The following is a 13,485-nucleotide window of genomic DNA, read 5'->3' on the forward strand; positions in this document are numbered from 1 at the left end:
CCGTGCCCGCTGATCCTGTCGAGACGAGCCCGGACGACGGGCTCCCCGAGACCTTCTCCACGGTGCTCGGCGACTACGAGCGGCACCTCGCGTTCGAACGCAACCTCACGCCGCACACCGTCAAGGCCTACATCGGGGACATCGCGGGCCTGCTCGAGCACGCCCATCGCTCGGGCTTCTCCGACGTCGGCGAGCTCGACCTGAGGACCCTGCGCAGCTGGCTGGCCAAGCAACAGTCGATGGGCCGCTCGAGGACGACCCTCGCCCGCCGGGCGACCGCCGCCCGGGTCTTCACCGGCTGGCTCGCGCGGACCGGCCGGACGCCGACCGACGTCGGCTCGGCGCTCGGCTCGCCCAAGCCGCACCAGCCGTTGCCGAGCGTGCTGCGGGTCGACGAGGCCCGGGGCCTGATCGCCGCCGCGACCACGCTCGCCGACGACGGCAGCCCGGTGGGCCTCCGCGACGTCGCGATGCTGGAGCTGCTCTATGCCACCGGCATGCGAGTTGGCGAGCTCTGCGGCCTCGACGTCGACGACGTCGACCGCGACCGCAACGTGGTCCGGGTCTTCGGAAAGGGACGCAAGGAGCGCACCGTGCCGTTCGGGCAGCCGGCGGCCGCCGCGGTCGACGCCTGGCTCGGACGCGGGCGTGGCCAGCTGGCCCGCCCCGGTTCGGGTGCCGCACTGTTCCTCGGCGCCCGTGGTGGGCGGATCGACCAGCGCGCGGTGCGGACTCTCGTGCACCGCCGGATCGCCGACGTCGCCGGTGCTCCCGACCTCGGCCCGCACGGACTGCGCCACACGGCAGCGACTCATCTGCTCGAAGGGGGTGCCGACCTTCGTTCGGTGCAGGAGCTGCTCGGGCACGCCTCGCTCGCCACCACCCAGCGCTACACCCACGTCACCACGGACCGCCTCCGCAAGGCCTACCGGCAGGCGCACCCGCGGGCCTGACCTGCGGGACTCACCAGGCGAGCGGACGCCAGGTGTCGTAGGGGAGCCGCAGCGGCGCCCTGCCCGGGGACCGGGCGACAGGCTCGTCGCGCCAGAGGGGGAGCAGGCGGACCGGTCCGGCTCCGACGAGCCGCAGCGGGTCGAGGTAGGTCTCGCCGCGCAACCAGCCCCAGTGCAGACACGCTCGCGGAGCGCAGTGGGAGCCGACGAGCTGGAGCGTCCCGATGACGGTGCCCTGGTCGACGGTGTCGCCCACGGACACCGAGGCGGAGAGCGGCTCGTAGGTCGTCCGGGTGTCGCCGTGGCTCACGACGACCACCCCTCGTCCGGCCAGCGGTCCGGCATAGGTCACCGTGCCGCCGAGCGCGGTGTGCACGCGTTGTCCCGAACGGCCCGCCAGGTCGACACCCCGGTGTCCCGGACCGTACGGCGACGACGGCGGGTCGAAGTGGGCGATCACGTCCGGTTGGGGACGCAGCGGCCAGACGCCGACCGGGTCCTCGTCGCCGGTCGCCGGGCCGGCGGCGAGCAGGACGAGCAGGACGCCGGGCAGCAGCGCCCGGACCAGAAGGATCGGCAGTCGCATGGGCAGACTCTCGCGCGAGCGGCCGACCGAGCGACCGGCGTACGTCGCGGCGCTGTGGACAACCGGCACCGTCGTCTCCCCTTGTGGACGGATCCTGGCGGACCCGGCGCCGACTTGGAGCCGGGTCGACAGGCGCCCGTCACGGATCTTGGTGCGCCGCCCGGGATTGGCCGGGGAGGACGCGCGACGGGTACGCTGAGCGCACCGGTCGAGGACCGTTGACGAGGGCTGCCCGCCCGACTCGATGTGACTCGCCGGAATTCGCACGTCAGCAGACCACGACGGCGCTCCTCCGAGTGCCGGCCGCCCGTGGGTGACGGCTCTCAGTCCCGAGCAATCGGGTCGGGCCGCACGCAGGCGTCAGGACCGAACTGAAAACAACCCAACAGGAGACACCATCATGGCTGTCGTCACCATGCGCCAGCTCCTCGAGAGCGGCGTCCACTTCGGACACCAGACCCGGCGCTGGAACCCGAAGATGAAGCGCTTCATCATGACCGAGCGCAACGGCATCTACATTATCGACCTGCAGCAGTCGCTGGCCTACATCGACCGCAGCTACGCCTTCATCAAGGAGACCGTGGCCAAGGGCGGGACGATCATGTTCGTCGGCACCAAGAAGCAGGCGCAGGAGGCGATCGCCGAGCAGGCGACCCGCGTCGGCATGCCCTACGTCAACCAGCGTTGGCTCGGCGGCATGCTCACCAACTTCCAGACCGTGCACCAGCGGATCAACCGCCTCAAGGAGCTCGACGACGTCGACTTCGATGACGTCGCCGGCAGCGGTCGCACCAAGAAGGAGCTCCTGCAGATGAAGCGGGAGCGCGACAAGCTCGACAAGACCCTCGGCGGCATCCGCGAGATGACGCGGACCCCGTCCGCCGTCTGGATCGTCGACACCAAGAAGGAGCACCTGGCGGTCGAGGAGGCCCGCAAGCTGCGGATCCCGATCATCGGCATCCTCGACACCAACTGCGACCCCGACGAGGTCGACTTCCCGATCCCGGGCAACGACGACGCGATCCGCGCCGTCGGTCTGCTGACCCGCGTGATCGCCGACGCCGTCGCCGAGGGCCTCATCTCGCGCTCCGGCGCGGGGGCCAAGGACGAGCCCGGCGCTGCTGTCGGCGCTGAGGAGCCGCTGGCCGAGTGGGAGCGCGAGCTGCTGGGCGGCGACGCCGCCGAGGTGGCCGTGGAAGCCACTGGTGGCGACGCGGCGACCGAGGCGCCTGCCTCCGAGGCGACCGGTGCGTCGGCCGAGGGCACCGAGGCCGCCGAGGCCGTCGAGGCAGTGACCCCTGTCGAGGCGTCCGCCGAGACGCCCGTCGAGGCTCCTGCCGAGGCCGAGACCCCTGCCGAGCCCGCGGCCGCCGTCGAGACCGACGCGCCCGTCGAGGCCGACGCGCCGGCCGAGGCCGAGGCTCCTGCCGAGGCCTGACCGCCGCGCCAGCACCTCGCAACCTCAACCACACCCCACGTAGATCCGAGGGAGGATCCATGGCATTCACCGCTGCCGACGTCAAGAAGCTCCGTGAGCTGACCCAGGCCGGGATGATGGACTGCAAGAAGGCTCTCGAGGAGGCCGACGGCGACTTCGACAAGGCCGTCGAGCTGCTCCGCGTGAAGGGCGCCGCCAAGGCGGCCAAGCGCGGCGCCGAGCGCGAGGCGTCGGCCGGTCTGGTCGCTGCCTCGGGTGGTGCGCTGATCGAGCTGAAGTCGGAGACCGACTTCGTCGCCAAGAACGAGGAGTTCATCACCACCGCGCAGCAGATCGCCGAGGCCGTCGCTGCCGGCAAGGCGTCCGACACCGAGGCCGCCAAGGCGCTGCCGCTGGGCGACAGCACGGTGGGCCAGGTCGTGGAGAACCTCGCGATCACCATCGGCGAGAAGATCGAGCTCGGCCAGGTGGCCTGCTTCGACGGCCCGACCACGGTCTACCTGCACAAGCGTGCCGCGGACCTGCCTCCGGCCGTCGGCGTCCTCGTGGAGTACGACGGCGACGAGACCGCTGCCCGCGGTGCCGCGATGCAGGTCGCCGCGCTGAAGGCGCAGTACCTCACCCGCGACGAGGTGCCCGCCGGCATCGTCGACGCGGAGAAGGACGTCCTCACCAAGAAGACGCTCGAGGAGGGCAAGCCCGAAGCCGCGGTCGCCAGGATCGTCGAGGGCCGCCTGGGCGGGTTCTTCAAGGAGGTCGTCCTGCTCGAGCAAGAGTCGGTCACCGAGTCGAAGAAGTCGGTCAAGGACGTCCTCGACGCCGCCGGCACCACCGTGAAGCGGTTCGCTCGTTTCGAGGTCGGTGCCTGACCCGATAGGGTTCGACTGACGTGACGAGGAGGCCGGTTCGATGACAGTAGACCTGATCATCGGACCGGCCTTCTCGCATGACCACGCATCGCGACCAACGAACGGGTGTGTCGATTGACCGGCTACAAGCGTGTCCTGATCAAGCTCTCCGGTGAGGTCTTCGGCGGCGGTGAGGTGGGGCTCGACCTCGACGTGATCAACCGGATCGCCGGCGAGGTGGCCGACGTCGCCAAGGCCGGGGTCCAGGTCGGCATCGTCGTCGGCGGCGGAAACTTCTTCCGCGGCGCCGAGCTGCAGCAACGAGGCATGGAACGCGCCCGAGCCGACTACATGGGCATGCTCGGCACGGTGATGAACTGCTTGGCTCTCCAGGACCTGACCGAGAAGCACGGTGTCGAGACCCGCGTCCAGACCGCGATCACGATGGGGCAGGTCGCCGAGCCCTACATCCCGCGCCGCGCCATCCGGCACATGGAGAAGGGCCGGATCGTCATCTTCGGTGCAGGCGCCGGCATGCCGTTCTTCTCGACCGACACCGTGGCGGCACAGCGCGCGCTCGAGACCCGGTGCGAGGTCATCCTGATGGGCAAGCAGGGCGTCGACGGGGTCTACGACTCCGACCCGCACCAGAACCCGGCAGCGGTCATGTTCGACCACCTCAGGTACGCCGAGTACCTCGCCCGCGACCTCAAGGTCGCCGACGCCACCGGCATCGCGATGGCGCGGGACAACAAGATGGACATGGTCTTCTTCAACCTCTCGACCGAGGGCAACATCCTGCGGGTCGTGCAAGGTGAGAAGATCGGGACGCTGGTCAGCGCGGGCTGAGCCCGGCAGCATCGACGCATCACGCAACCAAGGAGCACCGGTGATCAACGACATCCTCAAAGAGGCCGACGGCAAGATGGACAAGTCGGTCGCCGCGACCCGCGAGGAGTTCGCGACCATTCGTGCGGGCCGCGCGCACCCCAGCATGTTCAGCAAGATCATGGTCGACTACTACGGCACGCCGACGCCGATCCAGCAGCTCGCGTCGTTCACGGCGCCCGAGGCGCGGATCATCCTGGTCCAGCCCTACGACATGGGTGCGATGGCCAACGTCGAGAAGGCGATCCGCGACTCCGACCTGGGCGTCAACCCGGCAAACGACGGCAAGGTGCTGCGTTGCGTCTTTCCCGAGCTGACCGAGGAGCGGCGCAAGGAGTTCATCAAGCTCGCCAAGGAGAAGGCCGAGGGCGGCAAGGTCGCCGTGCGCCAGGTGCGGCAGAAGGCCAAGCAGCACCTCGAGCGGCTCGAGAAGGACGGCGAGGCCGGCAAGGACGAGGTCTCCGGCGCAGAGAAGCGACTCGACGGCATGACCAAGAACCACACCGATGCCATCGACGAGCTGCTGAAGAACAAGGAAGCCGAGCTCCTCGAGGTCTGAGCCTCGACGACCGAAACCTCGATGACTGACACGACCCCGCCGGCCGGCGCTGCCCCGCCGGCGAAGGACCACGGGCGCGCCGGGCGCGACCTCAAGGCGGCGGTCGCCTCCGCGGTCGTGCTGCTGGGCGCGATCGGCGCATCGCTGTACTTCTGGAAGCCGGCGTTCATGCTGATCGTCGCCGCTGCGGTGGTGGTGGCGGTGTGGGAGCTGCGCAAGGGCATGCTCGCCAAGGACATCGACCTGCCCGAGCAGCCGCTGATGGTCGGCGGCGTGGTGATGGTGGTCGTCGCCTACGTGTCGAGCGCGGAGGCGCTGGTCACGGCGACTGCGGTCACGGCGCTGGTGATCATGCTGTGGCTGCTGCGGCGCGGCGTCGACGGCTACGTCAAGAACGCCACCGCGTCGGTCTTCACGCTCGTCTACGTGCCGTTCCTCGGATCGTTCGTGGCGCTGATGCTCGCCGAGGGCGGCGACACCTGGACCGGCGGCGGGCTCGACGACGACGGCGTTGCAGGCATCCTCACGTTCATCCTGGTCACCATCGCCTCCGACATCGGCGGCTACGTCGCCGGCGTCCTGTTCGGGAAGCACCCGATGGCGCCGGTGATCTCGCCCAAGAAGTCGTGGGAGGGCTTCGCCGGGTCACTCCTCGCGTGCCTCGGCGCGGGCTGGGTACTGGTGGTCTACCTCCTCGAAGGCGACTGGTGGGTCGGTCTCTGCCTCGGCGTCATCGCGGTCGTGATGGCCACGCTCGGCGACCTCTGCGAGTCGGTGATCAAGCGCGACCTCGGCATCAAGGACATGAGCCAGGTCATCCCCGGCCACGGCGGGCTGATGGACCGCCTCGACTCGCTGCTCGCGACGATTGCCCCGATCTGGCTGCTGCTCCACTACGCCGTCTTCTAGACCGTCCTAGGCACCTTCCTCGGCGTACGCCGCGGCGAGCGCGACCCCCGCGTCGGGCTCCGGCGGGTCGGTGAGCACGTCGACGAGCGCGTCCGCGATCGAGAGGACCGTGTCGCCGTACGCGACGACGTCCCGCAGGACCGCGCGCACCTCGGGGAGGTCGCGCGCGATGACCGGGACACCTGCTGCCAGCGCCTCGATCGCGCTCACGCAGGACGCGTCGCGCGTCGGGAGGTAGCCGAACGCCGACGCTCCCGCGACCAGGGCAGGGAACTCTGCTTCCGTCACGGGTCCGAGCAGGATCGGAGCGGTGCCGAGCTCGGCGGCGCGCCGGGTCAGCTCGGCGACCAGGTCCTCGTCGGCGTCCGGCTGGCGGCCGGCGACCACCATGCGTACGTCGGCCAGCGCGGCTTGCTCCAGCAGCAGCGTGGCGTGCGCTTCGAGCAGGTCGAGGACGCCATTCTCCGGGGCGAGACCACCCGTCGTGAGCACGTAGCGCCCGCCCACCCGCGCCAGCCAGGCGGCGAGGCCGGGCACGTCGTAGGCGGCAGCGGTGAACCGCGCGATGTCCATGCCGGTGCGCATGGATCCACCCCCCTACGCCGCTCCCGAGGCGTTCCCCCGCCTTGACCACAAGGTACGCGACGATCACGCTCTGCGCCCGTGGGGCGGCTACGATCGAGGACGATGGAGCAGGCTGTGGACACCCCGGGGCCCACCGCGACCGACCCGCCCGGGGCCGCCGCGGCGGCGGATCCTGCGCCCGACGCCGACCGGGAGCCGACCGGGAAGCGGTGGCAGCTGCCGGAGTGGTGGCACCGTGACCACCCGGTCTTCGTGCCACTCGCCGGGTTCTTCACCGGGATGGCGTTCATCATCCTGGTGCCCGGCACCTACGCAGCGGTGCTGAAGTCGCTGGTCGGCTACGAACGCGCCGAGGACCTCTTCCCGTTCGTGCTGCTCACGCTCGTCGTCCCGATCTCGCTGCTGGTGGCCCCCCGCACCCGGGGGTTCGGCCGCTACATGATGTTCGGCGTGGTCGCGACGGCCGTCGTCGTCGTCGGCGTCTCGCTGGGCGTGCTCTGGTTCCTCCTGAACCGCGACGGCTGAGCCGAGCGCTGCCGGTTAGGAGCCCACCAGCCGCGGTGGGACACTGGGGACACGATGTCCGAGTCTGCCGAGCCCCCTGCACCGAGGGCGTTGCCCCTCGTCCTCGCGGAGCCGCGGGGACGCAAGAAGCCTCCCCGGCACCTGGCAGATCTTGCGCCCGGCGAGCGCAAGGAGCGGTTGGTCGAGCTCGGGTTGCCGGGGTTCCGGGCCAAGCAGCTGTCGACCCACTACTTCGCCCGCCTCGTGGACGACCCCGCCTTGATGACCGACCTGCCGGCGGCGCAGCGCGAGGAGCTGGTCGCAGCACTCCTGCCTGAACTGATGACGCCGCTGCGGACCCTCGAGGCCGACCGCGGCACCACCCGCAAGACGCTCTGGCGGCTGTTCGACGGGGCGCTGGTCGAGTCGGTCCTCATGCGCTATCCCGGACGGGTCACCATGTGTGTCTCCAGCCAGGCCGGGTGCGGGATGGCATGTCCGTTCTGCGCCACTGGTCAGGGCGGGCTCCAGCGCAACATGTCCACCGCCGAGATCGTGGAGCAGGTCGTCGCGGGAGCACGAGCGCTCGCCCGTGACGAGGTGCCCGGCGGCCCGGGGCGGGTCTCCAACGTGGTGTTCATGGGCATGGGCGAGCCGATGGCCAACTACAACGCCGTCATCGGCGCGGTGCGACGGCTGACCGATCCCGCGCCCGACGGCCTCGGCATGTCGGCGCGCGGCATCACGGTGTCGACCGTCGGCCTGGTCCCTCGGATGCGGCAACTGGCCGACGAGGGCATCCCGGTCACGCTCGCGCTGAGCCTGCACGCGCCCGACGACGAGCTGCGCAACGAGCTGGTGCCGATCAACACCAGGTTCTCCGTCGCCGAGACCGTCGAGGCGGCCTGGCACTACGCCGACAGGACCAAGCGCCGGGTCTCGATCGAGTACGCCATGATGCGCGGCATCAACGACCAGGCGTGGCGCGCCGACCTGCTCGCCGACGTGCTCACGTCGTACGGCGGGTCGGAAAGGTGGGGCTGGGTCCACGTCAACCTGATCCCGCTCAACCCCACGCCGGGCTCGAAGTGGACCGCCTCCGATCCTGCCGACGAGCGCGAGTTCGTACGCCGTCTCGAGGCGCGCGGTGTGCCCACGACCGTGCGGGACACCCGCGGTCGGGAGATCGACGGCGCGTGCGGGCAGCTCGCCGCCGCGCCTTCGGTCGTCGAGTAGCCCGAGCGCTCTGGCGCGAGGGCGTATCGAGACGCCCGCAACTGTGACTTCGGCCGTCCCCACCGACGGCGGGCACGTCACCGGGTCTCGATATGCGCGTCGCGGGCTCGTTCCTCACCCGCGGCGCTACTCGACCTTCGCGCCTCTTCGGAGGTCGTCTTCGTTCCTCAGACGCCCTCCGGGCGCTTGATCAGCAGCTCGGCGTTGCGGTCGAGCGGCGTGCCCGTCGAGCTGGCCAGGTCGTTCTGCGGGTCGTTGGCCGAGAGCTCCCGGCTGAGGCTGGCCAGCGTGAGGGTGTTGCTGAGGTTGCCGCCGTAGCTCGGGGGGCCGGCGTGGTCGAGGATCGTGGTGATGATCGACCAGGTGCCGTCGAGGTTGTCGGCGATCTCGATGATCCGACCCTGCTGCGGGTAGTCGATGTGCGATGCGGTGTTGATCTCCCAGAATCCGCCGGTGCCGTCGGCGCGCTGGTGCGCGGTGATGCTGTTGCGGTGAGTGTGACCGTTGACCCACGCGATCAGGTGCGGCTGGGTGAGCAGGTAGTCGACGACCTCGGGACCGAGCACCCGGGGCGACGGGTCGCCGCCGGTCAGCACGAAGGGGTTGGACATCGTCGAGCTCGTGTGATGGCTGTAGAGGAGCACCGCCTTGCCGGTCGCGCCGGCGATGGTGGCCTGCAGCCACGCGAACTGGGCCTGGTCGATCGACCCGTCGGCGTACCCGTTGGGGTTGACCGAGTCCATCACGACGTGGCGGAAGCTGCCCTCGTCGAAGTAGTAGTACGCCGTCCCGGTGGTGCGGTTCTGCGCGGTGAAGCCGTGGCCGACGGGCGCACCGGTCGTCTTGAAGTGCTCCTCGACGACCTGCTTGCGGGTGACGCTGCGTCGCTTCGGGTCCGGCGTCACCGGCCGGATGTACGGCGACACCACCAGGTCGCCGATCAGGCTGAGCGGGTCGAGGTCGGCCAGGGCGTTCTTGACGTCGGTGTCGCTGATCCCGGCCGGCGGGGAGATCACCTTGAGCGGGCCCACGGCGAGCGCCGACAGCTGCAGCGTGTGAGGGAAGTTGCCCTGCACGAGGCCGTCGTGGTTGCCGAAGACGGAGTACCACGGGACGTCCAGGCCGGGGGCGGTGAACGGCCGCCGGGCCGCGTTGAGCAGGTTGTTGACGGTCGGGAAGCCGTGCTCGACCTTGTACTTGTCGGGCTGCTTGCCGGCGGGCACCGGGTGGGGGTGCCAGTAGTGACGGTCGTAGTAGAGCGTGTTGTTGTCCATCACGCCCTCGTACGCCGCCAGGTTGCCGCTGTCGGCGCGGATCGTGCCGCCGTCGAGGACGTCGATGTTCCAACGGACCTCGTTGTACTGGCAGTTGTCGGAGTTGTCTCCCGTCTGGATCGCGAACGAGAACCGGACCCCGGTCTCAGGGCCCCGCTTCTGGGCGTTGACGGCCTGCACCATCGCGTCGGCCACCTGCGCGGACAGCATCTCCTGCGGCCGGTAGGACGAGGAGAACAGCCCGGGCGTCTCGAACCGGTCGACCCACTCCACGCGGGCCGGCGACTCGTGGTCGACGATGTGGATGTCGCTGAGCTGGACGAACGACTGGAGTCCGACCCGCCGGGTCGTGCGGCCGGGCTGCGCCGCTGTGCCGAGGTCGGTGCGGACGACGCGCACCTCGCCGGGCGCCGCGACGATCTTGGAGTAGCCCTGCGCGTCGGGCGGGCCCGGTCTCAAGGTCCGGGTGAGCGTGGTGCGCGGGGCTACGGCAGCCTGGGCGAGCGACGGCATCGTGATCCCACCGGCACCCGCGGCAGCGACACCTCCCGCGAGCACACCGGCACGGAACAGGTCGCGACGTGACAGCTTCACGGCGGCGTAACGAGCGGGACGTGACCGGGGTCACGCTCATCTAGACCGGCCGTTCACCCCCCGGTCACACCCGGATCGTGTCGGTTTGCCCGTTCGTTGGTCACCCGTCCCTACCGTCGGGGCCATGGTCGACACCACGGTCGTGCCCTTCCGAGCCGCCCCGGCCGCCCGGCGCGGCTCGCTCCGCGTCCTCGTCGTCTCCGAGTCCTTCCTCCCGCAGGTCAACGGCGTGACCAACTCCGTACGACGGGTGCTCGAGCATCTTGCCGACGAGGGACACCACGCCGAGCTGGTCGCGCCCACCGGCCCGGACCTGTATGCCGGCTTCCGGGTGCGCCGAGCCCGCGGCGCCAACCTGCCGTTCTACAAGGACTTCCGGCTCGGGCTCGAGACCCGCCGTCGGCTGCGCGCCGCGATGGTGCGCTTCCGTCCCGACGTGGTCCACCTCGCCTCGCCCGCCACCCTCGGCTACCAGGCGGCGCGGGCCGCGGGGGAGCTCGGGATACCGACGGTCGCGATCTACCAGACCGACCTGGTCGGCTTCGCCGAGCGGTACGACGTTCCCGGTGGCGCCCGCGCCGCCGCGGCGCTGACCCGCAAGATCCACGGCCAGGTCGACCGCACGCTCGCACCGTCGACGGCGAGCCTCAGCCAGCTCGAGGAGCTCGGTGTCCCCGGTCTCGCCCGGTGGGGCCGCGGTGTCGACCTCGACGCGTTCCACCCGCGGCACCGGGACGAGCGACTCCGGCGCTCGATCTCGCCCGAGGGCAAGCTGCTCGTCGGGTACGTCGGTCGACTGGCTGCAGAGAAGGAACTCGCGCTGCTGACGCACGTGTCGCGCGACAGCCGCCTCGAGCTCGTGGTCGTCGGCGCCGGCCCCGAGGAGCAGCGGCTCCGGGCGCTGCTGCCGCACGCTCACTTCCTGGGGCTGCTGCACGGGGACGACCTGAGCCGCGCCTACGCGTCGCTCGACGTGTTCGTGCACACCGGCCGGCACGAGACGTTCTGCCAGTCCGCGCAGGAGGCGCTCGCGTCCGCCGTGCCGGTCGTCGCACCGGCCCAGGGCGGGCCGCTCGACGTGGTCTGCGACGGGGTGACCGGGCTGCTCTACCGTCCGGGCGACGGGGCCGCGCTCGCTGCGGCGGTCGACCGGCTGGTGAGCGACCGGCTCCTGCGCGCGCGGCTGCGCGCGGCCGCGGTCCGGAGCGTGCAGGATCGTTCCTGGCAGGCGATCAACGACGAGCTGATCGGTCACTACCGGGCGGTCGTCGACACCCGGAGCGCAACGGTCGCCTAGGGCACGTCTCCTTATCCGGCGGCGTCGCGAGCGGCGTTTCCGGCCGATCTGGCAAGGCGGCGGAGCGAAGTCGTGCTCGTCCGCCCATCGAGCGACGCCAACGCAGCCAGATCGAGGCGGAAACGTCGCGTAGCAGGCGCGGGATAAGGAGACGTGCCCTAGCGGGGCCGCGTCAGGAAGCAGCGGCGAAGAGCGAGGCGGCCTCGTCGACCGTGTCGACGAGGTGGACGTGCTCCTCCATGGCGCGGCCCCCCGCGAGGGCGGCTAGCAGAGGCCAGGCAGGGAGCGTCTCGGTCCAGTACCGCTTCCCGACGAGCACCATGGGCGCGACCTTGTCCTCGGCGGCGTAGTAGTTCTCGCAGGCGTCCTGAAAGATCTCCTGCACCGTTCCGGCGGCTCCCGGCAGGAAGACGATCCCGGCGTCGCAGATCTGCAGCAGGATGGCCTCGCGCTGGGCGTTGCGGAAGTACTTCGCGATCGCCGTCGCGAGCAGGTTCGGCGGCTCGTCGCCGTAGTGCCAGGTCGGCACGCCCAAGGTCGGGCTCGGGTCCGGCCACAGCGCGCGGGCGCGCCGGGCGCTCGCCACCCAGTCGTCGATCGACGGTCGGAAGGTCGGCACGGCGGCGAGGAGGGTGAGCCCCTCGTCGAGAGCGGCGTCCTCCGCGGGTGCGAGCGACGCCCCGAGGTTCGCCGCCTCCATCGCTCCCGGCCCGCCACCGGTGGCGACGGTGCGGGTGGCACCCAGCAGCCGCCCGAGGTGGGCCGCGTCGGCGTACCCCCGGCTGCCGCGGAGCGCCGCGTGCCCGCCCATCACTCCGACCAGGCTGCGCGTCGCACACCAGCGGCCGAGCGCCTGGTCGATGCCCTCGTCGTGCAGCGCGCGGCTGAGGAGGGACTCGGGCGAGCGCTCCGCGAGCGCCCAGGAGTAGGCCCGTGCGTCGAGTGACTCCAGGTAGGGCGTCGCGTCGTACAGCTCGTCGGGTGAGTAGAGCCCGTCCCGACCCGGGTCCGCCGGTGAACTGTCGCGGACGACGACGACCCGCTCCGGTACCTCCCGCTGTCCAGCCGGCTTCACCCGTGAGCCGCCCGGTCGGCCCGCTCCCGGGTGACCTCGGCCCACGGGCTCCAGAGGAACCAGCGGGGGAGCGCGGAGGCCAACCGGGGCGGTCCCGCCACCTCGATCCGGCCGTCGTCGACGGCCTCGTGCCAGGTCCGGTAGCCCTGGAAGACGTCGGCGAAGTCCGCGGTCGTCGCGGTGGCGACGACGTCGACCTCGAAGCCCGGATGCTGGTGGCAGACCGAGACGTCGCCGCGGTCGAGCACCAGCCAGATCGTCTGCGCCTTCGGCGCCGTGTGCCGAAACTCGACGACCGTCCGCACCGGCGGAAGGGCGTCGGCATCGACACGGCGGTGCATCCACCACATCAGCGTGGTCGGCGGCACGTCGTGGGGACGCATGTCATCGAACAGCCACTCGATCGCCCACCGGCCGAGACTGTCGATCACCCGGCTGAGGTCCTTGCCGGCCGGGGTCAGGTGGTACTCGCTGCCGCGTCCGCTCGGCGCCGGCCAGGTCTCGAGGACACCCTTCTTCTCCAGGTGCCGCAGCCGCTGCACCAGGAGCGAGCGGGAGATGCCGGGCATGGCGCGGGCGATGTCGTTGAACCGGGTGTTGCCGAGCACGAGCTCGCGGATGATCAGCGGCGTCCACCGGTCGGCGATGACCTCGGCAGCCATCTGGACGGGGCAGTAGTCGCCGTACTCGGGCATGCCGCCAGGATAGTCACGAATCTGGACCGGCGAGGTCACAATCC

14 protein-coding genes are annotated in these 13,485 nt (G+C 70.8%); 9 read left to right on the forward strand and 5 right to left on the reverse strand.

Features of this window, described 5'->3' with window-relative positions:
- Nucleotides 1-2: 2 nt before the first annotated feature.
- The gene (locus SHK19_RS07790; RefSeq protein ID WP_322938313.1) at nt 3-953 is read left to right on the forward strand and encodes a tyrosine recombinase XerC; all 951 of its coding nucleotides are present in this window, start codon (nt 3-5) and stop codon (nt 951-953) included.
- Nucleotides 954-963: 10 nt separating this feature from the next.
- Here the strand turns inward: SHK19_RS07790 and SHK19_RS07795 are convergent, their stop codons facing one another.
- Nucleotides 964-1,539: a M23 family metallopeptidase gene (locus SHK19_RS07795; RefSeq protein WP_322458009.1), complete on the reverse strand. Its 576-nt coding sequence runs from the start codon at nt 1,537-1,539 to the stop codon at nt 964-966.
- Between the two features lie 400 nt (nt 1,540-1,939).
- On the opposite strand from SHK19_RS07795, the gene rpsB reads away from it, so the two are divergent.
- The 5 genes from rpsB (at nt 1,940) to SHK19_RS07820 (ending at nt 6,181) form a co-directional block, all read left to right on the forward strand.
- Nucleotides 1,940-2,977, forward strand: coding sequence for a 30S ribosomal protein S2 (rpsB, locus tag SHK19_RS07800; RefSeq protein ID WP_322458010.1), 1,038 nt, complete (start codon nt 1,940-1,942; stop codon nt 2,975-2,977).
- Nucleotides 2,978-3,036: 59 nt separating this feature from the next.
- A complete protein-coding gene (tsf, locus tag SHK19_RS07805; RefSeq protein WP_322458011.1) occupies nt 3,037-3,846 on the forward strand; it encodes a translation elongation factor Ts in 810 nt (269 codons plus the stop codon).
- A 114-nt stretch (nt 3,847-3,960) separates the two neighbouring features.
- Complete coding sequence (pyrH, locus tag SHK19_RS07810; RefSeq protein ID WP_322458012.1) at nt 3,961-4,674, forward strand: UMP kinase; 714 nt, start codon at nt 3,961-3,963, stop codon at nt 4,672-4,674.
- 43 nt (nt 4,675-4,717) lie between these two features.
- The gene (gene frr / locus SHK19_RS07815) at nt 4,718-5,272 is read left to right on the forward strand and encodes a ribosome recycling factor (protein WP_322458177.1); all 555 of its coding nucleotides are present in this window, start codon (nt 4,718-4,720) and stop codon (nt 5,270-5,272) included.
- A 21-nt stretch (nt 5,273-5,293) separates the two neighbouring features.
- Nucleotides 5,294-6,181 (forward strand): phosphatidate cytidylyltransferase, encoded by an 888-nt coding sequence (locus tag SHK19_RS07820; protein WP_322458013.1) that lies wholly within the window; start codon nt 5,294-5,296, stop codon nt 6,179-6,181.
- Between the two features lie 6 nt (nt 6,182-6,187).
- On the opposite strand, the gene SHK19_RS07825 is transcribed toward SHK19_RS07820, so the two are convergent.
- Nucleotides 6,188-6,766: a glycosyltransferase gene (locus SHK19_RS07825; RefSeq protein WP_322938314.1), complete on the reverse strand. Its 579-nt coding sequence runs from the start codon at nt 6,764-6,766 to the stop codon at nt 6,188-6,190.
- A gap of 102 nt (nt 6,767-6,868) precedes the next feature.
- Here SHK19_RS07825 and SHK19_RS07830 point away from each other — a divergent pair, with 102 nt between their 5' ends.
- Both SHK19_RS07830 and rlmN read left to right on the forward strand, forming a co-directional pair.
- Nucleotides 6,869-7,291, forward strand: coding sequence for a hypothetical protein (locus tag SHK19_RS07830; protein ID WP_322938315.1), 423 nt, complete (start codon nt 6,869-6,871; stop codon nt 7,289-7,291).
- Between the two features lie 54 nt (nt 7,292-7,345).
- Nucleotides 7,346-8,506: a 23S rRNA (adenine(2503)-C(2))-methyltransferase RlmN gene (gene rlmN, locus SHK19_RS07835; protein ID WP_322938316.1), complete on the forward strand. Its 1,161-nt coding sequence runs from the start codon at nt 7,346-7,348 to the stop codon at nt 8,504-8,506.
- A 167-nt stretch (nt 8,507-8,673) separates the two neighbouring features.
- Here rlmN and SHK19_RS07840 read toward each other — a convergent pair whose 3' ends face one another.
- Nucleotides 8,674-10,374: a TIGR03767 family metallophosphoesterase gene (locus SHK19_RS07840; protein WP_322938317.1), complete on the reverse strand. Its 1,701-nt coding sequence runs from the start codon at nt 10,372-10,374 to the stop codon at nt 8,674-8,676.
- A gap of 124 nt (nt 10,375-10,498) precedes the next feature.
- Here SHK19_RS07840 and SHK19_RS07845 point away from each other — a divergent pair, with 124 nt between their 5' ends.
- Nucleotides 10,499-11,671, forward strand: a complete 1,173-nt coding sequence (locus SHK19_RS07845; RefSeq protein ID WP_322458018.1) for a glycosyltransferase family 4 protein — start codon at nt 10,499-10,501, stop codon at nt 11,669-11,671.
- 172 nt (nt 11,672-11,843) lie between these two features.
- Here the strand turns inward: SHK19_RS07845 and SHK19_RS07850 are convergent, their stop codons facing one another.
- Nucleotides 11,844-12,746: an LOG family protein gene (locus SHK19_RS07850; protein WP_322458019.1), complete on the reverse strand. Its 903-nt coding sequence runs from the start codon at nt 12,744-12,746 to the stop codon at nt 11,844-11,846.
- Entirely contained in the window at nt 12,743-13,441 is a 699-nt protein-coding gene (locus tag SHK19_RS07855; protein WP_322458020.1) for a winged helix-turn-helix transcriptional regulator, read from the reverse strand. Before SHK19_RS07855 ends, SHK19_RS07850 begins: the two co-directional genes overlap by 4 nt.
- Between the last annotated feature and the right edge of the window lie 44 nt (nt 13,442-13,485).

The sequence above is a fragment of the Nocardioides bizhenqiangii genome, from assembly GCF_034661235.1.
Taxonomy (GTDB): Bacteria; Actinomycetota; Actinomycetes; order Propionibacteriales; family Nocardioidaceae; genus Nocardioides; species Nocardioides bizhenqiangii.

What these genes read in the sequence shown, in the direction of transcription:
- SHK19_RS07795 (WP_322458009.1), bottom strand. Translation starts at nt 1,539, where the DNA reads ATGCGACTGCCGATCCTTCTGGTCCGGGCGCTGCTGCCCGGCGTCCTG.
- rpsB (WP_322458010.1), top strand. Translation starts at nt 1,940, where the DNA reads ATGGCTGTCGTCACCATGCGCCAGCTCCTCGAGAGCGGCGTCCACTTC.
- tsf (WP_322458011.1), top strand. Translation starts at nt 3,037, where the DNA reads ATGGCATTCACCGCTGCCGACGTCAAGAAGCTCCGTGAGCTGACCCAG.
- SHK19_RS07820 (WP_322458013.1), top strand. Translation starts at nt 5,294, where the DNA reads ATGACTGACACGACCCCGCCGGCCGGCGCTGCCCCGCCGGCGAAGGAC.
- SHK19_RS07825 (WP_322938314.1), bottom strand. Translation starts at nt 6,766, where the DNA reads ATGCGCACCGGCATGGACATCGCGCGGTTCACCGCTGCCGCCTACGAC.
- SHK19_RS07830 (WP_322938315.1), top strand. Translation starts at nt 6,869, where the DNA reads ATGGAGCAGGCTGTGGACACCCCGGGGCCCACCGCGACCGACCCGCCC.
- rlmN (WP_322938316.1), top strand. Translation starts at nt 7,346, where the DNA reads ATGTCCGAGTCTGCCGAGCCCCCTGCACCGAGGGCGTTGCCCCTCGTC.
- SHK19_RS07845 (WP_322458018.1), top strand. Translation starts at nt 10,499, where the DNA reads ATGGTCGACACCACGGTCGTGCCCTTCCGAGCCGCCCCGGCCGCCCGG.
- SHK19_RS07855 (WP_322458020.1), bottom strand. Translation starts at nt 13,441, where the DNA reads ATGCCCGAGTACGGCGACTACTGCCCCGTCCAGATGGCTGCCGAGGTC.